Annotated in this window: 21 protein-coding genes; 12 read left to right on the forward strand and 9 right to left on the reverse strand. The window is 73.0% G+C overall.

Annotation, left to right across the window (positions count from 1 at the left end; translation table 11 throughout):
- Window positions 1–37: 37 nt before the first annotated feature.
- Window positions 38–1066 carry a hypothetical protein gene (locus QF034_RS18010; RefSeq protein WP_307175942.1) on the reverse strand — a complete coding sequence of 343 codons (1029 nt, stop codon included), beginning with the start codon at window positions 1064–1066 and terminating at the stop codon, window positions 38–40.
- Window positions 1067–1195: 129 nt separating this feature from the next.
- Between QF034_RS18010 and QF034_RS18015 the strand changes: the two genes are divergently transcribed.
- The 3 genes from QF034_RS18015 to QF034_RS18025 all read left to right on the forward strand — a co-directional run bounded on the left by QF034_RS18015 (window position 1196) and on the right by QF034_RS18025 (window position 4324).
- Window positions 1196–3730, forward strand: coding sequence for a helicase C-terminal domain-containing protein (locus tag QF034_RS18015; protein ID WP_307175943.1), 2535 nt, complete (start codon window positions 1196–1198; stop codon window positions 3728–3730).
- A gap of 175 nt (window positions 3731–3905) precedes the next feature.
- A complete protein-coding gene (locus QF034_RS18020) occupies window positions 3906–4037 on the forward strand; it encodes a hypothetical protein (RefSeq protein WP_307175944.1) in 132 nt (43 codons plus the stop codon).
- Window positions 4038–4135: 98 nt separating this feature from the next.
- Window positions 4136–4324: a hypothetical protein gene (locus QF034_RS18025; protein WP_307175945.1), complete on the forward strand. Its 189-nt coding sequence runs from the start codon at window positions 4136–4138 to the stop codon at window positions 4322–4324.
- Here the strand turns inward: QF034_RS18025 and istB are convergent.
- Window positions 4302–5579, reverse strand: a complete 1278-nt coding sequence (gene istB / locus QF034_RS18030; protein WP_307175946.1) for an IS21-like element helper ATPase IstB — start codon at window positions 5577–5579, stop codon at window positions 4302–4304. The genes QF034_RS18025 and istB overlap by 23 nt on opposite strands.
- A gap of 199 nt (window positions 5580–5778) precedes the next feature.
- On the opposite strand from istB, the gene QF034_RS18035 reads away from it, so the two are divergent.
- Window positions 5779–7422: a DNA repair helicase XPB gene (locus tag QF034_RS18035; RefSeq protein WP_307175947.1), complete on the forward strand. Its 1644-nt coding sequence runs from the start codon at window positions 5779–5781 to the stop codon at window positions 7420–7422.
- Between the two features lie 33 nt (window positions 7423–7455).
- Here the strand turns inward: QF034_RS18035 and QF034_RS18040 are convergent, their stop codons facing one another.
- Window positions 7456–7644: a hypothetical protein gene (locus QF034_RS18040; protein WP_307175948.1), complete on the reverse strand. Its 189-nt coding sequence runs from the start codon at window positions 7642–7644 to the stop codon at window positions 7456–7458.
- A 268-nt stretch (window positions 7645–7912) separates the two neighbouring features.
- On the opposite strand from QF034_RS18040, the gene QF034_RS18045 reads away from it, so the two are divergent.
- The gene (locus QF034_RS18045; protein ID WP_307175949.1) at window positions 7913–9955 is read left to right on the forward strand and encodes a HelD family protein; all 2043 of its coding nucleotides are present in this window, start codon (window positions 7913–7915) and stop codon (window positions 9953–9955) included.
- A gap of 480 nt (window positions 9956–10435) precedes the next feature.
- Here the strand turns inward: QF034_RS18045 and QF034_RS18050 are convergent, their stop codons facing one another.
- Both QF034_RS18050 and QF034_RS18055 read right to left on the reverse strand, forming a co-directional pair.
- Window positions 10436–11128: a copper homeostasis protein CutC gene (locus QF034_RS18050; protein ID WP_307175950.1), complete on the reverse strand. Its 693-nt coding sequence runs from the start codon at window positions 11126–11128 to the stop codon at window positions 10436–10438.
- Window positions 11129–11245: 117 nt separating this feature from the next.
- Complete coding sequence (locus tag QF034_RS18055; RefSeq protein WP_307175951.1) at window positions 11246–11923, reverse strand: maleylpyruvate isomerase family mycothiol-dependent enzyme; 678 nt, start codon at window positions 11921–11923, stop codon at window positions 11246–11248.
- A 47-nt stretch (window positions 11924–11970) separates the two neighbouring features.
- On the opposite strand from QF034_RS18055, the gene QF034_RS18060 reads away from it, so the two are divergent.
- Window positions 11971–12633 carry an HD domain-containing protein gene (locus QF034_RS18060; RefSeq protein ID WP_307175952.1) on the forward strand — a complete coding sequence of 221 codons (663 nt, stop codon included), beginning with the start codon at window positions 11971–11973 and terminating at the stop codon, window positions 12631–12633.
- 34 nt (window positions 12634–12667) lie between these two features.
- Complete coding sequence (locus QF034_RS18065; RefSeq protein WP_307179909.1) at window positions 12668–13720, forward strand: GNAT family N-acetyltransferase; 1053 nt, start codon at window positions 12668–12670, stop codon at window positions 13718–13720.
- On the opposite strand, the gene QF034_RS18070 is transcribed toward QF034_RS18065, so the two are convergent.
- Window positions 13693–13980 (reverse strand): DUF4031 domain-containing protein, encoded by a 288-nt coding sequence (locus QF034_RS18070; RefSeq protein ID WP_020271000.1) that lies wholly within the window; start codon window positions 13978–13980, stop codon window positions 13693–13695. The two genes, QF034_RS18065 and QF034_RS18070, sit on opposite strands and share 28 nt — an antisense overlap.
- Window positions 13977–14360: a DUF8819 family protein gene (locus QF034_RS18075; RefSeq protein ID WP_307175953.1), complete on the reverse strand. Its 384-nt coding sequence runs from the start codon at window positions 14358–14360 to the stop codon at window positions 13977–13979. The genes QF034_RS18070 and QF034_RS18075 overlap by 4 nt, the downstream gene beginning before the upstream one ends.
- 55 nt (window positions 14361–14415) lie before the next feature.
- Between QF034_RS18075 and QF034_RS18080 the strand changes: the two genes are divergently transcribed.
- Both QF034_RS18080 and murQ read left to right on the forward strand, forming a co-directional pair.
- The gene (locus QF034_RS18080) at window positions 14416–15318 is read left to right on the forward strand and encodes a MurR/RpiR family transcriptional regulator (RefSeq protein WP_370880951.1); all 903 of its coding nucleotides are present in this window, start codon (window positions 14416–14418) and stop codon (window positions 15316–15318) included.
- 47 nt (window positions 15319–15365) lie between these two features.
- On the forward strand, window positions 15366–16307 hold the full coding sequence (gene murQ / locus QF034_RS18085; RefSeq protein WP_307175955.1) for an N-acetylmuramic acid 6-phosphate etherase: 942 nt from the start codon (window positions 15366–15368) through the stop codon (window positions 16305–16307).
- Here murQ and QF034_RS18090 read toward each other — a convergent pair.
- Both QF034_RS18090 and QF034_RS18095 read right to left on the reverse strand, forming a co-directional pair.
- The gene (locus QF034_RS18090; RefSeq protein ID WP_307175956.1) at window positions 16304–18328 is read right to left on the reverse strand and encodes a hypothetical protein; all 2025 of its coding nucleotides are present in this window, start codon (window positions 18326–18328) and stop codon (window positions 16304–16306) included. The genes murQ and QF034_RS18090 overlap by 4 nt on opposite strands.
- Before the next feature lie 134 nt (window positions 18329–18462).
- On the reverse strand, window positions 18463–18708 hold the full coding sequence (locus QF034_RS18095) for a hypothetical protein (protein ID WP_307175957.1): 246 nt from the start codon (window positions 18706–18708) through the stop codon (window positions 18463–18465).
- A gap of 114 nt (window positions 18709–18822) precedes the next feature.
- On the opposite strand from QF034_RS18095, the gene QF034_RS18100 reads away from it, so the two are divergent.
- From QF034_RS18100 to QF034_RS18110, 3 genes are all read left to right on the forward strand, one after another.
- Entirely contained in the window at window positions 18823–19662 is an 840-nt protein-coding gene (locus QF034_RS18100; RefSeq protein WP_307175958.1) for a helix-turn-helix domain-containing protein, read from the forward strand.
- Window positions 19646–19837 carry a DUF397 domain-containing protein gene (locus tag QF034_RS18105; protein ID WP_307175959.1) on the forward strand — a complete coding sequence of 64 codons (192 nt, stop codon included), beginning with the start codon at window positions 19646–19648 and terminating at the stop codon, window positions 19835–19837. Before QF034_RS18100 ends, QF034_RS18105 begins: the two co-directional genes overlap by 17 nt.
- A gap of 252 nt (window positions 19838–20089) precedes the next feature.
- A complete protein-coding gene (locus QF034_RS18110; RefSeq protein ID WP_307179910.1) occupies window positions 20090–20896 on the forward strand; it encodes a hypothetical protein in 807 nt (268 codons plus the stop codon).
- Window positions 20897–20906 lie beyond the last annotated feature (10 nt).

The following is a 20906-nucleotide window of genomic DNA, read 5'->3' on the forward strand; positions in this document are numbered from 1 at the left end:
GACGTCACCCTGTGATCGGCCGGCGAGAGCTGATCGGCTAGCGGGAGCGTTGTGAGCGCCAGACCAGGAACAGGGCCGACGCCACCGCCGCGCCCCTGACCACCCACGGCCAGGTCTGTGCCACCGCGTCGTTCATGTGGCCCTCGGCGATCGGGGTGCCCCAGCGGTCGTTCGTCCTGCCCCACAGCCAGAGGATGCCGGCCGCGACGGAGAGGCTGGGGAGGATCATCACCGCCCACTTCGTCTCCGCCGGGGTCAGGCGGCGTGAGGCGTAGGCGATGAGCCAGCCGAGGATCAGCACGAACCAGTTGCCGAGCACGGCGCCCGCGACGAGGAGACCGGCGGCGACGAGGAGGAGCGGGTTGCTCCAGCCGCCCGCGGGCAGGCCCGGGAGACGCCGGCGGGTCGCCTTGCCGGCCGTCTCCTCCGGCTCCCCGGCAACCTCGACAGCCGGGGCCGCGTCCTCGTCGGCCGCCGGCTTCTCCAGCTCCGGCTTCCTCGGTTTCGGCGACTTCAGCAGGTCCGGCAGCTCCACGCCGCCCACGAAGCCCGGCACTTCGTCGCCGACGCCGAAGGGGCTGCTGTCCACCCGCCACCAGTCCGGCTGGACGGCGCTGTCCCCGAGCTCGTGCCCGGCGGCCAGGTGCGGCGGGGCCGCGCCCCCGGCGGCGGGGTGTGACTCCTCGGCGGGCCGGGCCGGGCGGGGACGCGGTACGACGCGCCGCAGGACCCCCTTCGGCCGCTCGCCCGTCTCCTCCGGCTCGCGGGCCTCGCGCTGTACGGGCACGGCGGCCGGGGCGCTCTGCGTCGTACCGCCGCTGCCCGTGCCCGCGCCCGTGCCGTCCGCGGCCGCCGCCACGATCTCGTCCGGGCTGCCGAGGCGGGACAGGATGCGGCGGACGGCGGCGGGCGAGTCGACGGTGGCCTTCGCGCGGCGTTTGTCGATCTCGTTGCGCAGGTCCGCGACCAGACGCATCCGGGTGGCCGACGACAACTGGCGCTGCTGGGCCACGTCCCCGACGCGGCTCAGATACTCGTAAACGACCTGGTCGCTCTCAATCCCCACGAAGTCCCCTCCGGGGCGTGTGCGTTGGCTGACGCCGTCGGTCGACGGTACCGCGAGTCCGAGCGGGCGACCCACATGCCCACGCACAGTCGCCCCGGCCGCCGGAGGCGACCCGCTACCGTGGACCGGATGAGCACCGAGGACAGGCCGTCGGCCCCCCGTTCCCTCGCGGAAGCGCTCCGCGGGCGGGACGACGTCTCGCTGGGCGCGCTCCTGCGCAGCCGTCCGGATCTCATCACGCCCGTGCCCACCGACCTCACGCAGCTCGCGACCCGCGCCGGCACCCGGGCCTCGGTCGTGCGGGCCCTGGAGCGGCTGGACCGGTTCGCCCTCCAGACGGCGGAAGCGCTGGCCGTGGCGGCCGATCCGGCGACGTACGACGAACTGCTCGGGCTCATGGCCGGGGACGACGCCGACCCGGCCGTCGCCGCCGCCCTGCCGCACGCCCTGGGCGTCCTGCGCGAGCAGGCCCTGGTCTGGGGCGGCGACGACCGGCTGCGGCTGGTCCGCACGGCCCGTGAGCTGCTGGCTCCCTCGCCGCAGCACCCGTCGCCGACGGGGCTCGGCCCGACGGTCCAGGAAGCCACAGCCGGGATGTCCCCGGGGCGCATCCAGGAGATCGTCACGGCCGCCGGGCTGCCCTCGACCCACGACTCGGTCTCCGCGGTGACGTCCCTGACCGAGCTGTTCTCGGACCGGCGCCGGATGGCCGCGCTGCTCGCCGGGGCCCCGGCCGACTCCCTCGACGTGCTGGAGCGGCTGGTGTGGGGGCCGCCGTACGGGCAGGTCACGGCCGATCCGGCGCCCCGGCTGCGCTGGCTGCTGGACCGGGGGCTGCTGCTGCCGACGGCGCCCGGGACGGTCGTACTGCCGCGCGAGGTCGCCCTGCACCTGCGGCGGGGGCTCGCGCACCGGACGCCCGAGCCGGTGCCGCCGACGGTCGAGGCCGCCGCCGTTCACCGTCCACAGGTTGTGGACAGCACCGCGGCCGGGCAGGCGTACACCTCGCTCGCGACCGTCGAGGAGCTGCTGAAGGACTGGGACGAGGGCGGGCCGGCGGTGCTGCGGGCCGGCGGGCTGAGCGTGCGGGACCTGAAGCGGACCGCCGTCGCCCTCGACGTGCCCGAGCCGGTCGCCGCGTTCTGGGTGGAGCTGGCGTACGCGGCGGGCCTGATCGCCCCGGACGGGGAGGCCGACGAGCGGTACGCGGCGACCCCGGCGTACGACGAGTGGCGGGAGCTGCCCGCCGCCGAGCGCTGGTCGCGGCTGGTCACGGCGTGGCTTCCCGCGACCCGCACGGCCGGGCTGGTGGGCGGGCGGGACGCGAAGGACCGTACGCTGTCGGCGCTCGGGCCGGGTCTGGACCGTTCGGCGGCGCCCGAGGTACGGCACCGGGTGCTGGCGCTGCTGGCCGGGCTGCCGGAGGGCACCGCGCCGGCCGCCGAGTCGGTGCTGGCGCGGCTGCGCTGGGAGCGCCCCCTGCGCGGCGCCCAGCCCGAGGACGACCTGCGCGGCCGGCTCGCCCAGTGGGCCCTGTCCGAAGCGGAACTGCTGGGCGTCACGGGCAGAGGTGCGCTGTCGGCCCACGGCCGGGCCCTGCTGGGGGCGCCCGCGGCTCCCGCGAAGAGCCCGGAAGCGGAGCCATCCGGTCCAGGGGACAAGCTCCCCGTCCACCACCGCCCCACCCATGTCACCACCCTCTCCGCCACCGAACAGGCCGTCGCCTCCGCCGCCGCGGCCCGGCTGCTCACGCCCCTGCTGCCCGAGCCGCTGGACCACGTGCTGCTCCAGGCCGACCTGACGGCGGTCGCGCCCGGGCCCCTGCGGCGTCCGCTCGCCGACATGCTGGGCGCGCTGGCGGACGTCGAGTCCAAGGGCGGGGCCACCGTCTACCGCTTCACGCCCGGATCGGTGCGGCGCGCTCTCGACGCCGGGCAGAGCGCCTCGGACCTGCACGCCTTCCTCGCCGCGCACTCCCGTACGCCGGTGCCGCAGCCGCTGACGTACCTGATCGACGACGTGGCCCGCAGGCACGGCCATCTGCGCGTGGGCGCGGCCTCGGCGTACGTGCGCTGCGACGACGACGCGGTGCTGGGCGAGATCCTCGCCGACAAGCGGGCCGCCTCTCTGGGGCTGCGCCGGCTCGCCCCGACCGTGCTGGCCGCGCAGAGCGACCCGGCGGGGCTGCTGGAGGGCCTGCGGGCGATGGGGTTCGCGCCGGCCGCCGAGTCCGCCGAGGGCGATGTGCTGATCACCCGCGCGCACGCGCACCGCACCCCGCCGCGTACGGCACCCGAGCCGGTGCCGGACGGCCCGCCGGTTCCCGACGACACGCTCCTCGCGGCGGCGGTGCGCGCCATCCGGGCCGGCGACCTCGCCTCCACCACCCCGCGCAAGCCCGGCACGGCTCCGGCGGTCAACGGCGAACTGCCCCGCACCGGTTCCGCCGAGACCCTCGCCACGATGCAGGCCGCCGTCCTGACCGGAGAGGCCCTGTGGATCGGCTACGTCAACGCCGAGGGCGCCGCCAGCCAGCGGGTCATCGCCCCGATCCGCGTCGAGGGCGGCTTCGTCACCGCGTACGACCACACGGCGGACGAGGTCCGTACGTATCCGCTGCACCGGATCACCGGGGTCGCGGAGCTCGCCGACGACGCGGGCTGAGCCGCCGGGGGCTGCTCGGGGCTGGTCTCACCCGTTCGGGTGCACACCGGCGTTCATGCACGCCACGCCGGGGATTTCCCACCCTTGGGCGACCTTGCCGGGCGTGCCGCATTCCGCCGTTCGCGCGGGGGCAGCCACCGGGTGTCCTGAGTCCTTGCCGAAAGGAAGTCCCAGCATGCGCGCTGTCCGTCGATTCGCCGCCGTCCTGGCCACCGCCGCCCTGATGACGTTCGGCGGGCTGGCCACTCCGGCCGCCGCGGTGAGCATCGACGTCGCCGGCCTCGTCCTCGAGACGCCGCAGGTCTGATCCGCCCGCCGCGCACCATCGGGCCGGCCCCGGCATCCCCCGGGCCGGCCCGGCGCGCCGCCCCCGCCTCCCTGAACGCGAAAGGCCCTGTCGTCCCCATGCGTGAAAAGCTCCCCGCCGCCGCCCTGTCCGCCGTCGCCCTCGTGGGCGTGCTCGCGCCCTGCGCCGCCGCGGCCCACGCGCCGCCGCTGCCCCTGCCGGCCGCCGCGGGCGAGCCCCTGATCTCCGAGGGGGTCGGCATCGAGGGGCCACTGATCAACAACGTCAGTCTGCCCACGCTGAAGTAGCGCGGCGCGTCCGGTAACTGTCCCCGTCCAGCCGCACCACGTCGGCGTGATGGGCGAGACGGTCCACCATCGCCGCGGTGGAGGCGCCGCCGAAGACCTCGTCCCAGCGGCCGAGCGGGCGGTCGCTGGTCACGATCAGCGAGGCACGCTCGTAGCGGTGCGCGACCAGCCGGAAGAACAGGCCGGCGGCGGCCGCGTCGAAGGGCGTGTAGCCGACCTCGTCGACGATCAGCAGGGGGTGCTCGTCGAGGGCGGCCAGTTCCGCGTCGAGCCGGCCGGCGGCCCGGGCCTCGGAGAGCCGGGCGGCCCACTCGGCGGCGGTCGCGAACAACACCCGGTGCCCGGCCTGGCAGGCGCGCACGCCGAGGCCGATGGCGAGGTGCGTCTTGCCGGTGCCGGGCGGCCCGACGAGGACCACGTTGCCCCGGGCGGCGACGAACTCCGCCTTGCCGAGCCGGGCCAGTGCCTCCCGGTCGAGGCCCCGGGGGTGCTCCTGGTCGAAGTCCTCCAGCAGCTTGCGGGCCGGGAAGCCGGCCGCGCGGATCCGGGCCTCGGCGTCCGCGTCGGGAGCGGACTGCCGGGGCAGGGCAGGGGTGGCCGCCGGGGCCTCCGCGTACGACGCCTCGGGCTGCTCGGCGGGGGTGGGGACGCTGCCGGTCTGCGGGCGTTCGTCCTGAGTCCGGCCGGCCGGCGAACGGTCCGCATGCCCGCGGTCCCCATGCCCGCGATCCGCATGCCCGCGATCCGACTGTGCCGCCATCGGGCCCGACATGTACGCGAGGATCGCCGCCGAGCCGATGAACGCCATGTGGATCACCGTCCCCCACAACAGGGCGTGGTGGGAGGTGTGGTGGACATCCACGAACATCTGGAGCAGATGGACGGAGGAGATGCCCACGATCGCCGTGGCGAGCTTGACCTTCAGCACGTTGGAGTTGACGTGCGAGAGCCATTCGGGCTGGTCACGGTGGCCCTGGAGGCCGATGCGCGAGACGAAGGTCTCGTAGCCGCCGACGATCACCATGATCAGCAGGTTGGCGATCATGACGACGTCGACCAGTTTGAGCACCGCGAGCATCACGTACGTCTCGGTGGCGTGCCCGCTCACGCACATCCGGATTAAGGTCCACAGCTCCTTGAAGAACTTGTAGACGTAGACGCCCTGGGCGGCCACCAGCCCGAAGTACAGCGGGGCCTGGAGCCAGCGGGTGGCGAACAGGGCGTATCCGAGGGTGGTGGTCGTGGGATTCCGCACGGTTCGCCATTCTTCGGGGCCGCCGTGGAAAAACTGAATTCACACCACACGTTGGGATGAAAAGGCATTCAGTAGGACCGGAACCGGTCCGGTCCCGCGCAGATCACACCCTCAGGACCGCGACGATCAGGCACACTGGACGTTTGGCCGAGTCGTTCGAGCCGTCCGAGCCGTCCGGCCGTGGGAAAGGGTGCCACGCGTGAATGGTCCGCTGATCGTCCAGTCCGACAAGACCCTGCTCCTGGAAGTCGACCACGAGCAGGCCGGCGACTGCCGTCGGGCCATCGCCCCGTTCGCGGAGCTGGAGCGGGCGCCGGAGCACATCCACACCTACCGGGTGACCCCGCTGGGCCTGTGGAACGCCCGGGCGGCGGGCCACGACGCCGAGCAGGTCGTGGACGCGCTGGTGCAGTACAGCCGCTACCCGGTGCCGCACGCGCTGCTGGTCGACATCGCCGAGACGATGGACCGCTACGGGCGGCTCACCCTGTCCAAGCACCCGGCGCACGGGCTGGTCCTGACGACCACCGACCGTCCGGTGCTGGAGGAGGTCCTGAAGTCGAAGCGGATCGCGCCGCTGGTCGGCGCCCGCATCGACCCCGACACGGTCGCCGTGCACCCCTCCGAGCGGGGACAGATCAAGCAGACGCTGCTGAAGCTGGGCTGGCCGGCCGAGGACCTCGCCGGGTACGTCGACGGCGAGGCGCACCCGATCGAGCTGGCCGAGGACGGCTGGGCGCTCAGGCCCTACCAGAAGCAGGCCGTGGAGAACTTCTGGCACGGCGGATCCGGCGTGGTCGTCCTGCCCTGTGGCGCGGGCAAGACGCTGGTCGGCGCCGGGTCGATGGCGCAGGCGAAGTCCACGACCCTGATCCTCGTCACGAACACGGTCTCCGCCCGGCAGTGGAAGCACGAGCTGGTGCGGCGGACGTCGCTCACCGAGGACGAGATCGGCGAGTACAGCGGGACGAAGAAGGAGATCCGGCCCGTCACGATCGCCACGTACCAGGTGCTGACGACCAGGCGGAAGGGCGTCTATCCGCACCTGGAGCTGTTCGACTCCCGGGACTGGGGCCTGATCGTCTACGACGAGGTGCATCTGCTTCCGGCGCCGGTGTTCAAGTTCACGGCGGATCTCCAGGCGCGGCGGCGGCTGGGCCTGACGGCCACGCTGGTGCGTGAGGACGGGCGCGAGTCGGACGTGTTCTCCCTGATCGGGCCCAAGCGCTTCGACGCGCCCTGGAAGGAGATCGAGGCGCAGGGCTACATTGCGCCCGCCGACTGTGTGGAGGTCCGGGTCAACCTGACGGACGCGGAGCGTCTCGCGTACGCCACGGCCGAGGCGGAGGAGAAGTACCGCTTCTGCGCGACGACGGACACCAAGCGGAAGGTCACGGAGGCGATCGTCCGCCGCTTCGCCGGGCAGCAGATCCTCGTCATCGGCCAGTACATCGACCAGCTCGACGAGCTGGGTGAGCATCTGGGCGCGCCCGTGATCAAGGGCGAGACGTCGAACGCGCAGCGGGAGAAGCTGTTCGACGCGTTCCGGGAGGGCGAGATCAGCGTGCTCGTCGTGTCCAAGGTCGCGAACTTCTCGATCGACCTGCCGGAGGCGACGGTCGCGATCCAGGTGTCCGGCACGTTCGGTTCGCGCCAGGAGGAGGCCCAGCGGCTGGGCCGGGTGCTCCGCCCGAAGTCCGACGGCCACCAGGCCCACTTCTACTCGGTGGTCGCCCGGGACACCATCGACCAGGACTTCGCCGCGCACCGCCAGCGCTTCCTGGCGGAGCAGGGGTACGCGTACCGGATCATGGACGCGGACGAGCTGCTCACGGAGAGCTGAGGCGGGCGGGCCGCTCGCGGGCGGTGGGGCCGCTCACTTGCGGCGGACCACGCCCACTTCCTCGCCGTACTGGCCGAGGATGATCACGTCGAAGGCGGCGCCCGCGAACACCTTGACGGCGCGCAGGGCATCGCCGAGGCGGTGCCGGTGGCTGCCTGCGACGGCGGTGGCGCCGGGCGGGCGGCCCGGTGCCGGGGCGGGGGAGATGGTTGCTGCGCTCATGTCTCCATGGTGCGTTTCCGCACGTAAAGTCCGCGTCGGCCTGAGGGCCGAACCCGCGTGCCCCGCTCGTACGCCTGCGGACCGACACCGGCCCCTCAGGGAGGAGGGCCTCGTCCCCTAGGGGATGAGAAAAACCGTTGGCGGTCACCTCCTGCGCTCCTCTAGGATCTCCGCTCTTGCCCGCCTCCCTCACGGAGTGCCGCCGACCGGACGGAAACCGGCCGGCATCTCACCGCCAACTCTCAGCAGGTCCTCCGGAGGCACCCCCTTGTCCACGCCCGTCGACGACCCGCTCTCCCGTGAGCGCTCCCACCTCGCCGCGTCCCGTTCCGCCCTGCGTGCCATGCGCGAGGACGTCGAGGCCCTCGACATCAGCGACGTCACCGCGAACTGGGTCAACGCGGAGGTCCTGGCCCGCCAGATCGAGGAGCGCATCAAGGCCCTGGCCGACCTCAGCGACACCCCGCTGTTCTTCGGGCGGCTCGACTATCTGCACGCCCCGGGTGCCGAGCAGGCCGAAGGTGCCGAGGGCGAGCGCTTCTACATCGGGCGGCGGCATGTGCACGACCACGACGGCGACCCGATGGTCATCGACTGGCGCGCACCGGTCTCCCAGCCGTTCTACCGGGCCTCCAAGAAGGACCCGATGGACATCGCGCTGCGCCGCCGCTTCGGGTACACGGGCGGCGACCTCACGGCGTACGAGGACGAGCACCTGTCGGACCCGGGCGAGGCGGCGCGCACCAGCAAGCTGCTCCAGCAGGAGATCGAGCGGCCCCGTGTCGGCCCGATGCGGGACATCGTCGCGACGATCCAGCCCGAGCAGGACGAGATCGTCCGGTCGGGGCTCTCCGGCACGGTGTGCGTGCAGGGCGGCCCGGGCACCGGGAAGACCGCCGTCGGCCTGCACCGGGTCGCCTACCTCCTCTACGCCCACCGCGAGCGCCTCGCCCGCACCGGCACGCTCGTCATCGGACCCAACCGGTCCTTCCTGCATTACATCGAGCAAGTGCTGCCCGCGCTCGGCGAGTTGACGGTGCGGCAGGCCACTGTCGAGGACCTGGTGGCGCACGTGGAGATCAAGGGGACGGACGACGCGACGGCCGCGGTCGTCAAGGGCGACGCCCGCATGGCGCAGGTGCTGCGCAGGGCCCTGTACTCGCACGTCACGATGCCCGCCGAGCCGGTCGTGGTCGTGCGCGGCTCCCGCCGCTGGCGCGTGGCGGCGTACGAACTGGAGGACATCGTCCGGGAGTTGCTCGACCGCGACATCCGCTACGGCGCCGCCCGCGAGGCCCTGCCGCAGCGCATCGCGCACGCGGTGCTGGTGCAGATGGAGCGGTCGGGGGAGGCACCGGACGACCGGGTGCAGGACGCGGTGGCCCGCAACAGCGCGGTCAAGGCGGCCGTCAAGGCGGTCTGGCCGGCCGTCGACCCGGCGAAGCTGGTGCTGCGCCTGCTGTCGGACGCGGACTTCCTCGCCGAGCACGCGGAGGGGATCCTCGACGAGGAGGAGCAGAAGGCGGTGCTGTGGGCGAAGCCGGCGCGCAGCGTCAGGTCCGCCAAGTGGTCGGCCGCCGACGCCGTCCTCATCGACGAGGCCACCGACCTGATCCAGCGCACGCACTCCCTCGGCCATGTCGTCCTCGACGAGGCGCAGGACCTCTCCCCCATGCAGTACCGGGCGGTCGGCCGCCGCTGCACGACCGGCAGTGCGACCGTCCTCGGCGACCTGGCGCAGGGCACCACGCCGTGGGCGACCCGGAGCTGGCAGGAGGCGCTGGTCCACCTGGGCAAGGCGGAGGCGATGGTGGAGGAGCTGACGGCCGGTTTCCGCGTGCCGACGGACGTCATCACCTACGCCTCCCGGCTGCTCCCGCACATCGCCCCGGGGCTCACCCCGGTCGTGTCGATCCGTGAGAACCCGGGCCACTTCGAGGTCCGGGAGGTCACCGGCACCGCCGACGTGGTCGACGCCTGCCGCGCGTCGCTGCGCCACGAGGGCTCGACGGGCCTGATCGCGGCGGACGCCCGGATCCCGGAGCTGGCGGCGGCCCTGACGGAGGCCGGGATCGCCTACCTCGGCCCGGGCGAGGAGACGACCCGGGAGACCCGCCTGACCCTGGTCCCGGCGTCGCTCGCGAAGGGTCTGGAGTACGACTACGTCGTCCTGGACGAACCCCGGGCGGTGGTCGACGGCGAACCGGACGAGCGAACGGGCCTGCGCCGCCTGTACGTGGCGCTGACGCGAGCGGTGTCGGGACTGACGGTGACGCACGCGGCGCCGCTGCCGCCCCAGTTGATCGCCTAGCTGCGGTGCTCGCTTAGCTGCGGGCAGTCGCGCCGACGCAGCTGCCGGCACGCGTGCCGACGTAGCCGCGGGCATGCGTGCCGACGTAGCTGCGGGCCCGTGTGGCGACGTAGCTGCGGGCATGCGTGCCGACGCAGCCGCGGGCAGTCGTGCCGACGCAGCCGCGGACATGCGTGCCGACGCAGCCGCGGGCAGTCGCGCCGACGCAGCCGCGGACATGCGTGCCGACGCAGCCGCGGGCATGCGTGCCGACGCAGCCGCGGGCAGTCGCGCCGACGCAGCCGCGGACATGCGTGCCGACGCAGCCGCGGACATGCGTGCCGACGCAGCCGCGGGCATGCGTTCCGACGCAGCCGCGGGCCCGCGTGCCGACGTAGCTGCGGGCAGTCGTGCCGCTGGGGCGGCACGGGTGGGCGCAGCGGCACCCCGCTGCGCCGAGCTGCGCACCCACCCGACCAGGGCCCCAACGCCGAGCCCTCGTCAACCGCCGTCCACCGCAACCCGCCACTCCGCGACCGCCTCCACCGACACCGGCTCGTCCCAGCCCCCGGGACGAGCCGCCCCGCCGATGTGAAAACCGTCGACCCCGGCCTTCAACAGCATCGGCACATGATCGAGCCGCAACCCACCCCCCACCAGCAACCGCTGCTCATACCCCGGCTCCCCGGCACGCCCGGCCTCCGCGAGCAGCACGGGGAGCCCGTCGTCGACCCCGTCCGCCGACCCGGCCGTCAGGTACGTGTCCAGCCCGGGCATCCCGTCCAGCTGCTTGCGCAGGGCATCCCGGTCGGCGGCCCGGTCGATGGCCCGGTGGAAGGTCCAGGGGCAGCCGTCCAACACCCCCACAACCCGCTCCACAGCAGCCAGATCCACCCCACCCCCCGCGACGAGAAACCCCAGCACGAACTCCTCGGCCCCGGCCTCGCGCAGCCCGGCGGCCACCCCGGCCAGCCGGTCGACGTCCCCGGCCGCGAAGCCGTCGGCGAGCCGCAGCATCACCCGCAGCGGGAGGTCGACCGCCCGGCGGATCCCGGCGACCGTGGCGGCCGACGGGGTGAGCCCGTCGGCCGCCATGTCGGTGACCAGCTCCAGCCGGTCCGCGCCTCCGGCCTGGGCGGCGACCGCGTCCTCGACGCCGAGGGCGATCACCTCCAGGACTGCACGCTTGCTCATGGGGCCCCTTCGTCGGCATGGCGTCGGCGTACGACAGCAGGTCTGACCCAAACAGGTCTAGTCCAATCAAGACTACGCTGCCCGCTTCCGCCGCATCCCACGCCCCGGGGACCCGGCTCATCCGAAGATGTTCAGATCCTTCGCCTCCACCCCGACCAGCTCGAACTCGGCCCCGTCGACCGGCCGCCCCGTGTACAGCCGCACCAGGGTCGGCCCGTCCCCGATGAAACGGCCCGGGGGCCGCTCCCCGCCGCTCTCCCCGAGCCGCAGGGGTTCGTCCAGGTCGTCGAGGTCGGCGTGCAGCGGCACATGCCCCCGCTCGCGGGTGATCCGGGCGAGCAGCGCCAGCGCGTCCGGCAGCCCGGCCCCGCCGTACGCCCCGGGCTCGCCGAAGGCGTCACGGACGTCACCGGCGTGCACCCACTCCCCCAGCGCGAGACCGTCCAGCTTCCCGCCCGCCCCGGCGATCACCGGCCCGGCCTCGGTCATCCCGCGCTCCAGCTCGTCGACCACCCGCGCGTTGCTCCAGCCGTCCCGCTCGGCGATGTCCCGGTCGTTCGACTCGGGCGAGAACACGCCGTCCTCGAACCGGTTCTCCACCACCCGGGTGAGCGCGGCCGAGCAGTGCGCCAGCACCGACCGCACCGACCAGCCCGGACACGCCCCCACGGGCAGCGCGAAGTCCTCCTCGGCCCTGGCCCGGAGCAGCGGGATCAGCCCGTCACGCTCGATCGCGAGCAGCCTCCCGGGTTGCTCGGGGTCCCGTACGTCGTGCACATCAGCAGGAGTCGTCATGGACCCCACGCTAGGTGCCTCACCCCGCCGAGCGGGAGAATGCCCCCATGGCCGATATCGACGCCCTCCGCGCCCGCTTCGTCCGCACCCTGGAGGCGGCCCGGGGCCCGGCCGCCGGCCCGGACCCGGTCCCGTACGCCGACGACCTGCTCGGACGCTGGCAGGAGCCGCAGCGCCGCTACCACACGGTGGCGCACCTGACGGCGGTCCTGGACCACATCGACGTACTGGGGAAGTACGCGCGCGACCCGGACGTGGTCCGGCTGGCCGCCTGGTTCCACGACGCCGTCTACCTCCCCGAGCGCTCCGAGAACGAGGAGCGCTCCGCGCGGCTCGCCGAACGCGCCCTGCCCGAGGCCGGCGTGTCCGCCGCCAGGACCGCCGAGGTGGCCCGCCTGGTCCGCCTCACCGTCGGCCACGACCCCGCCGACGACGACCCCGACGGCCAGGTCCTGTGCGACGCCGACCTGGCGATCCTCGCCTCGCCCCCGTCGGCGTACGCCGCCTACACCGCCGCCGTCCGCGGGGAGTACCACTTCGTCCCGAACGAGGCCTTCCGCACGGGCCGTGCGGCGATCCTGCGCCAACTCCTCGACCTGCCGAGGCTGTTCAGGACGCCGTACGGAGCGTCGGAGTGGGAGGCGACGGCCCGCTACAACCTCACCGCCGAGCTGGAAATGCTGTCGCTTCCGCCCGACGACGCCTCGTAACCTGCCCGGCATGCGGACAACGGGTGCGGAACAGGTGGAGCAGGCCGTCGACGAGTGCGTGGGCCTGCTGGGGGCGGTCACCGACCGGGACTGGGAGGCGGTGCGGGCCGGGCGGCTGGAGTGGAGCTGCCGGGAGACGGCGGTGCACATCGCCGAGGACCTCATCGGGTACGCCGGGCAGCTGGCGGGGCGCGAGCCCGAGTCGTACACGCCGTTCGAGATCTCGCTGGAGGAGGGGACGGACAACGCGGGCGCGCTGCGGGTGATCCGCACGATGGGCGCCCTGTTCGCCGCCGCGATCCGCACCACCCCGCGCGAGGTCCGGGCCTTCCATCCGTATCCGTTCCGCAGCGCGAACCGTGAGGGGTTCGCCGCGATGGGCGTCGCCGAGGTGCTGCTGCACACCCACGACATGGCCGAAGGCCTGGGCGTGGCGTACGAACCGGCCCCCGAGCTGTGCGACTTCGTCCTCACCCGGATCTTCCCGCACGTCCAGCCCGGCCCCACCCCGTGGCGGACCCTGCTGTGGGCCACCGGCCGGGGCGACCTGCCCGGCCGCGAGCCGGTCACCGGGTGGCGGTGGAGCAACAACCACGTGATCCCCACCGAAAGGCTCACCCTCCAGGGCGTCACCCCGGCGGCGGCGGGCGATCTCTCCACGGTCGGCGACGGCGGCTTCGAGTGGCTCGACGGCGGTCCGATCGAGGGCACCCGGATCGGTTCCGGGCTGGTGTTCAAGCAGTACGAGGACGGCGTCCACCGGCCCGAGTGGGGCATGTACGTCCTGGTCCGGCGGGAGGACGGCCGCGCGCTCGGCGCCATGGGCTTCCACAGCGTGCCGGACGAGTCGGGGCGGCTGGAGGTCGGCTACGACCTGGTCGAAGCGGCCCGTGGCCACGGTTACGCCACCGAGGCGCTGCGCGCGCTGTCGGCGTGGGCACTGTCCCGGGACGAGGTCCGGACCGTCGTCGCGAATGTCGAGCGGGACAACGCGCCCTCGCACCGCGTCCTCGCCCGCGCCGGATTCGAGGCCGTCGCGCAGGACACCGAGCAGGTCGCCTACGAGCTGCGCGAACCCCGCGGCTGAGTCCGCCCCTTGGGCCGGCGCAGCCCCGCCCCGTGCAGCAGCCGCACCACCTCGCGGCTGCTGACCTCCACGGCCCCGGCCGCCACGACGTCCGCGTACCGCTGGGCGGGGATGTCGTAGTGGTCGCGCTCGAAGGCCCGCCGGGGCACGCCGAGGCGTTCGGCGAAGGCGTGCAGCTCCTCGTACGAGACGTCGCTGATCAGGTGGGACCACATGCGGCCGTGGCCGGGCCAGGTCGGCGGGTCGATGTAGACGGTCACGAGGACGCCGCTCCGCCGAGCGCCTCGCCCAGCGACCCGACCGCCGCGACCTTCACGCCCGCCTCGCTGCACACCCAGTGCGGGTCGGGCCCCAACTCCGGTCGCACGTCCAGCGCGTGCGGCTCGCCGGTGCCGCACACCGGGCACAGCGGCCAGCGGCCGTAGCGCTCCAGCAAGGCGTCCTGCACGTCCTGCGCGACCAGGCCGGCGACGAACTGCGCGCCCTCCGGCCACTGCTCGACCCACCAGCGCCGCTGCACGACCGACTCCTCGACCAGGGAGACGACGTCCGCCTCGGCGACGCGTCCCGCGACGAGGTCGGCCAGCACGAGGGCGCGCGCGGCGTGCAGTGCCTGCTCCAGGGGGCTGATGGGGTCCATGCCCCCATTGTGCGCACTCTTGACCGAGACGCCGAGCCGAAAATATCTTTCAGAGGTGACCTCAAGAGTGAAGGAAAGTTTCGGCACCCCGCCGGCGCCCGCCGCCCTCGCGGCCAAGGTCCGCACGCTGGGCCCGTCGATGACGCGTTCCATGCAGCGCGTCGCCGAGGCCGTCGCGGGAGACCCGGCCGGCTGCGCGGCCCTCACGGTCACCGGCCTCGCCGAGCTCACGGGCACCAGCGAGGCGACCGTCGTACGCACCGCCCGGCTGCTGGGCTATCCGGGTTACCGGGACCTGCGCCTGGCCCTCGCCGGCCTCGCCGCCCAGCAGCAGTCCGGCCGCGCCCCCGCCATCACGACGGACATCGCGGCCGACGACCCGATCGCCGACGTGGTCGCGAAGCTCGCCTACGACGAGCAGCAGACCCTCGCCGACACCGCCGCCGGCCTCGACACCGCCCAACTGGGCGCGGCCGTCACCGCGCTGGCCGCTGCCCGCCGCACGGACGTGTACGGGGTCGGGGCGTCCGGCCTGGTCGCCCAGGACCTCACGCAGAAGCTGCTGCGCATAGGGCTGGTCGCGCACGCGCACAGCGACCCGCACCTGGCCGTCACCAATGCCGTGCAACTGCGCGCGGGCGATGTCGCGATCGCCATCACGCACTCCGGGTCGACGGGGGACGTCATCGAGCCGCTGCGGGTCGCCTTCGAGCGCGGGGCGACGACGGTGGCGATCACCGGCCGCCCGGACGGCCCGGTCTCCCAGTACGCCGACCACGTCCTCACCACGTCCACGGCCCGGGAGAGCGAGCTGCGTCCCGCGGCGATGTCGTCCCGGACCGGACAGCTTCTTGTGGTGGACTGCCTGTTCGTGGGGGTGGCGCAGCGGACGTACGAGACGGCGGCGCCGGCGCTCTCGGCGTCGTACGAGGCGTTGGCCCACCGGCATCGTTCCTGAGCCGGCCCCGGCCGACACGCACCGGAAAGACACGGAAAGAGCCGTCCATGACCTCCACCTCCAACCCCCGTGGTCTCAGAGCCGAGCTGGAGTCCCTGACCACCGAGGCGTTCCGGCCGGAGCTGGCCGGCATCGACCGGCTGCCCACCCTCGACATCGCGCGGCTGATGAACGGCGAGGACGCCACCGTCGCCGGGGCGGTCGCGGCCCGGCTGCCTCAGATCGCCGCCGCGATCGACGCCCTGGCCGAGCGGATGGCCCGGGGCGGTCGCCTGGTCTACGCGGGGGCCGGCACGGCGGGCCGGCTGGGCGTCCTGGACGCCTCCGAGTGCCCGCCCACCTTCAACACCGACCCCGCCCGGGTCGTCGGGCTGATCGCGGGCGGCCCGCAGGCCGTGGTCACCTCGGTGGAGGGCGCGGAGGACTCCCGGGAACTGGCCCGTGCCGACCTGGAGCCCCTCGGCCTGACCCCGGACGACACGGTGGTCGGCATCTCGGCCTCCGGCCGCACCCCGTACGCCATCGGCGCCGTCGAGCACGCCCGCGCCCGCGGCTCCCTCACCATCGGCCTCGCCTGCAACCCGGGCAGCCCGCTCGCGGCCGCCGCCGAGCACGGCATCGAGATCGTCGTGGGCCCCGAACTGCTCACCGGCTCCACCCGGCTGAAGGCCGGCACGGCACAGAAGCTCGTCCTCAACATGCTCTCGACGATCACGATGATCCGCCTGGGCAAGACCTACGGGAACCTGATGGTCGACGTCCGCGCCTCCAACGACAAACTGCGCGCCCGCTCCCACCGCATCGTCGCCCTCGCCACCGGCGCCGGCGACGAGGAGATCGAACGGGCCCTGGCCGCCACCGACGGCGAGGTGAAGAACGCGATCCTGACCCTCCTGGCCGACGTGGACGGCCCGACGGCGGCCCGCCTGCTGACGGAGTCCGACGGCCACCTGCGCGCGGCCCTGGCAGCGGCGACGGGCACCGCCTAGAGCCCCACAGCGACCCGCGGTCCGTCCCCGCGCCACTCCTCGTGCTCCGCCGCGGCCCTGCCCGCCAGGGCGTTGACGGCCGCGTTGAACCGCTCCGTCGAGGTGGGGCGGTCCGGGCCCAGGACGTACTCCTTGAGGACCCGGCGTTCGGCGGCCATCGGGTCGTGGCGCGGATCGCGGACCGAGCGCAGGATCTCCGGCAGGCGGGCGCAGTCCCGGTCGAGGAGGTAAGCGCCCCCGGCGGTAGTGTACGCGGCCCGGAACTCCGCGTCGGGCAGGTCGTCCGCGTTGGTCAGCACGTACGGCTTGAGGCTCGCCACGAAGTCCGCGACCACGGACGACACGTCGCTGATGAGGAGGTCGGCCTGGTCGAAGCACTCGTACAGCGTGGGCAGTTGCCCGACCACCACGTTGTGCCGGACAGGGCCCCGGCTCTCCCAGAAGATCCGGTGCCACTCGGCCCGCAGCTCGTGCCACTCGGCCTCCCCGTCCGGCCCGGGGAGGCGCGCCTCGCGGGTCCGCTCGGCGTCGTCGCCGCCGAGCCGCCCGGCCAGCTCGCCGAGGCGGGCCTGGATCTCGGCGAGCCGCGGCTTCGCGGCGGCGACCGACGCCTGGGCCCGCTCGGCGTCACGGCGCTCGTTGTCCGCGCGCAGCAGTTCCCGGACGGCCCGGTCCGCTTCGGCGGCCGCGCGGGAGCGCTTGCCGGTGAGGGGATGCGGCTTGTAGACGACCCGTACGTTCTCCGCGAGCAGCTTCTCCACCAGCGTCACGCCCATCGGGATCAGGGACGTGTGGCAGTCGTCGTCGCTCCAGCCCTCCCAGGTCGGCGCGTACAGCACGACCGGCAGCGGACCCGGCACATGGTCCGCGTGCAGCCGGATCGACGACAGCTGCGGGCGGCCCACCTCGACGATCGCCTTGTCACTGATGGCGTGCCGCACCCGCTGGTAGCGGTCCCGCCCGGCCCGCCCGGCCACCCAGATCTCGTCGTACACCTTGCTCACCCGGTTGCTGCTGGCGAGCTTGTCGCTGTCGCCGTGCCCGATGAAGACGTGCTTGGCCTCGGCGACGCGCAGCATGTGCACGTTCTTGCCCGCGTTGCCGGGGTAGAGGACGACCCGGAGCTCGGGCAGCTCCAGCTGCGCCACGTCATCGGCCTTCGGCACGCACACCACCGGCAGCCGCGTACGGCTCAGATAACGGAACGAGGCCCGCTCCCGCAGGATGATCAGCGGCCGCCGGTCGAGCCGCTCCAGCGTCTCGATCCACATGTTGACCTGGTACATGAAGTCCCGCGACACGGACGCGAAGCTGAAGTACAGCGCCACCTCCGGCCGGTACCCGGCCAGTTGCCGGTTGACCTCCGCGATCACCTGGTCCGGCGACGGCATCCGGCGGGCCTGGCGCAACTGCGCCAGCAGCGCCAGCACGGCCGCCGCGGAAAGCCCGGCCGTGAGCGCGAAGCCGGCGCCCGCGGGCTGCCAGGCGCCCGCCGCGAGCGCGACGAGCAGCCCCGCGTGGGCCGGTAGGTCCAGATGCAGCAGCTTGCGCAGGAAGCGCCGGTAGAGGAAGGCGGGCGGCGCCGCCGGGATCCCCGCCCCGCTCATGTCGAGGTTGCGCACCACCACCGGGAGCGTGCGCCGCCGCCGGATGGCGTGATGCACCGCCGTGTACAGCGTCACCAGGGCGAAGTGGGCGCTGAACACCGCCAGGGCGGTCACCAGCACCGCGTCCGACGCGTTCATGCGGTCGGCCAGGGCGAGCAGCATCACCGTCCGCACGGTGAACCGCATCGTGCGGGTCAGCTGCAGCGCGGCCAGCCGCCGCACGAAGGAGGGAGACCGCGCGTGCAGCACCTCGTCCGCGACGTAACTCACGGCCGAGGCCGCAGCGAAGCCCCACAGCGACGGCAGCAACGCGAAGACGGGCAGGGCGGCGAAACCGGCGGCGAGGAGGAGGACGAGGAACAGATCGGTCTTCCCGCGCACGCGCAGGACACCGCACAGCCAACGGAGCGTCATGAACAGGATCCCTCTGGGAAAAGGACGTGTCTTCCGGGATGGCGTGCGGTGGGGCGTACGCCGCTGTACGCGCGATACGTCAGTTCGACGGCGATTGCGGGCGAATGGTTGTACACCTGCCGGTCACCAATACTTCACCGTGACTTCGGCTCCCGGTTGACCTGCCGCACGCGAGCCCGCAGCGTCTCTCGCACGGGCAGCGAGCGCAGTACGTCGGTCAGGTGCTCAGCCGTCCGTACATTGCACCGCCCCAGATCGACCAGGGCGAACGGCTCGTCACTCGCGGCCGTGACCGGATCGACGCACAGGGACGGCAGCACGACACCCACTCCCGCGAGCGCGTCCCGCAACGACTCCACGATCTCTTCGGTCGAGCGCACCTTTTCCTACCTCCACGCTGAGTTTGTGATTCACCACACAGCGTGGCCGACGCGCCTCTAGCCTGGCGATATACGGCGGCCCAACAACCCGATGTGTACGACAGGGAGTTGCCCATGCCCGGATCCAGGGACCTCGACCCGTCCTCCTCCCCGCGAGCCCTCCTGGGCGCCGAACTCCGCCACGCCCGCGAGAAGGCCGGCCTCAGCCAGGAGGAACTGGGCCAGCGGCTGTTCGTGAGCGGGTCGTTCATCGGGCAGCTGGAGGCGGGGACGCGCAGGATGCAGCGCGAGTATGCGCGGTTGCTGGACGAGGTGCTGGGGACGGAGGACTTCTTCCAGCGGAACTGTGCGGCGGCGGCGAAGTCCAAGTACCGCGAGCACTTCGCGGAAGCCGCAGAGGTGGAGACGGAGGCCACGGCCATCAGGGAGTACACCTCGATGCTGATCCCCGGATTGCTCCAGACACCCGCTTACGCACGAGCCGTCAGCCGCGCCTACCAGCCCTCAGCAGCAGAGGAGTCTATCGAGGCGCTGGTGACAGGCCGGATGGAGCGGGCGCGGATCCTCGGTGATCCAACAAAGCCTCTGTTGTGGACGGTTATTGACGAGGCCGCACTGCGCCGAGTCACGGGCGGACCAGAGGTGATGAGGGGGGCCCTACTCCACCTCATCGGCTTGACCCGCCGGAACCGCGTCATCGTTCAGGTGTTGCCGTTCGACGCGGGAGCCCACCCGGGGATGCAGGGGTGCGTCAGGGTGATGGACTTCGACGACGCCCCTCCGCTGGCCTATCTCGAAGGGGTCGACACCGGACAGCTGGAAGACGACCCCGCTACCGTCGCGCGTTACAGGCTCTACTTCGAATTCCTCACGGCTTCGGCACTCTCGCCTGAGAAGTCTCTGGCTCTCCTTGAGGCGATGGCGCAGGATTACGGCCATGAGAAACACGCCTGAGTGGTACAAGTCCAGCTACAGCGGCGGCACCGGCGACAACTGCCTGGAAGTCACCCAGGCACTCCCTGATGTCATCCCCGTCCGCGACTCCAAGAACCCCCACGGCCCGAAGCTCGTGTTCCGGGCCACTGCCTGGTCCGCGTTCGTCGAGAAGCTCAAGGACGAGACGGCCTGAGCTTCGGGACCCGGGCTTCGAGCCCTCTTTTCAAGGAACGGGTGGAGGGCCTCAACCCACCCTCCCACCCGGCGAGTTGACGCGACGCGTCCGGCTTGCCACGGACAGTCACATACCCTTAACGTTCCCTGCACAAAGCAACAGCCCCCGCCAGGTGCGCCAACACCTGCGGGGGCTTACCAACGAGATCGAGAGTCGATCGATCCCATGGCTGACGCCAACTTTAGTGCTGCCCGCTCGTCCGCGCACCCCATGGCCAACCCGGGCTACGGCAAACGCACTGCTCCTGACCAACTCCCCCGCGCGAGAAACGACTTCGCACACCTCCCACCCCGCGAAGCCGCCATCGCCGCCTACCTCGACCGCCTCCCCGACGGCGCCGACATCTCCGTAAAGACGCTGGCCAAGCACCTGCCATACGGACAGTGCGCCCTCGGCACCGCCCTCAACCGCATCCAGCAGGCGGGCCACCTGCGCCGGGGCCGGGAGTGCGTGACGGCGGACGACGGCAGCTCCCGCTGGATCACCCGAACGTGGTTCACCCGCACCGCCCGGGATGACGACTGGTGGGCCGCCTTCACCCGCGGCGACGTACCGAAGCAGACAGCGCGCCCCACCCGCTCCCGCGCCCACATCCTCCTGGCCGCCCTCGGCCGCACGGCACCCGTCCTGTCGCTCTCCCAGGCCGACTGCGCGACGCTCGCCCCACTGGTGACGGAGTGGTTCGAGCGGGGCGCCTCGGAGGAGGACGTACTGCGTGCGCTCACAGCCGGCCTGCCGACGCCCGTCCACCACCCCGCCGCCCTGGTCCGCAATCGCCTGACCAGCAAACTCCCGCCCCCACCCGCCCCGCGCCCGCCCCTGCGGGTCCTGGAGTGCGCGAACTGCGGTGCTCCGGGGCGTCCGGAGTCCCTACCAGGGGGCCGTTGCAGCGCCTGCCGGGGCGAACGCGCCCCCGCGCAACCCCCTGCACCCCTGTCCGCCCCCACGGTTCACGACCGCGCGGCCCAGATCCGCGCCGCGATGTCCCAACGACGCCGAGAGAAGGCACGCACATGACGGCTCCTAC

Origin of the sequence: Streptomyces africanus (assembly GCF_030816955.1) — a bacterium.
GTDB lineage: Bacteria > Actinomycetota > Actinomycetes > Streptomycetales > Streptomycetaceae > Streptomyces > Streptomyces africanus.

Coding starts and splice junctions, on each gene's coding strand:
- QF034_RS18015 (WP_307175943.1), top strand. CDS start 1,196: ATGAGCACCGAGGACAGGCCGTCGGCCCCCCGTTCCCTCGCGGAAGCG.
- QF034_RS18020 (WP_307175944.1), top strand. CDS start 3,906: ATGCGCGCTGTCCGTCGATTCGCCGCCGTCCTGGCCACCGCCGCCCTG.
- QF034_RS18025 (WP_307175945.1), top strand. CDS start 4,136: ATGCGTGAAAAGCTCCCCGCCGCCGCCCTGTCCGCCGTCGCCCTCGTG.
- QF034_RS18040 (WP_307175948.1), bottom strand. CDS start 7,644: ATGAGCGCAGCAACCATCTCCCCCGCCCCGGCACCGGGCCGCCCGCCC.
- QF034_RS18050 (WP_307175950.1), bottom strand. CDS start 11,128: ATGAGCAAGCGTGCAGTCCTGGAGGTGATCGCCCTCGGCGTCGAGGAC.
- QF034_RS18055 (WP_307175951.1), bottom strand. CDS start 11,923: ATGACGACTCCTGCTGATGTGCACGACGTACGGGACCCCGAGCAACCC.
- QF034_RS18060 (WP_307175952.1), top strand. CDS start 11,971: ATGGCCGATATCGACGCCCTCCGCGCCCGCTTCGTCCGCACCCTGGAG.
- QF034_RS18075 (WP_307175953.1), bottom strand. CDS start 14,360: ATGGACCCCATCAGCCCCCTGGAGCAGGCACTGCACGCCGCGCGCGCC.
- murQ (WP_307175955.1), top strand. CDS start 15,366: ATGACCTCCACCTCCAACCCCCGTGGTCTCAGAGCCGAGCTGGAGTCC.
- QF034_RS18090 (WP_307175956.1), bottom strand. CDS start 18,328: ATGACGCTCCGTTGGCTGTGCGGTGTCCTGCGCGTGCGCGGGAAGACC.
- QF034_RS18100 (WP_307175958.1), top strand. CDS start 18,823: ATGCCCGGATCCAGGGACCTCGACCCGTCCTCCTCCCCGCGAGCCCTC.
- QF034_RS18105 (WP_307175959.1), top strand. CDS start 19,646: ATGAGAAACACGCCTGAGTGGTACAAGTCCAGCTACAGCGGCGGCACC.
- QF034_RS18110 (WP_307179910.1), top strand. CDS start 20,090: ATGGCCAACCCGGGCTACGGCAAACGCACTGCTCCTGACCAACTCCCC.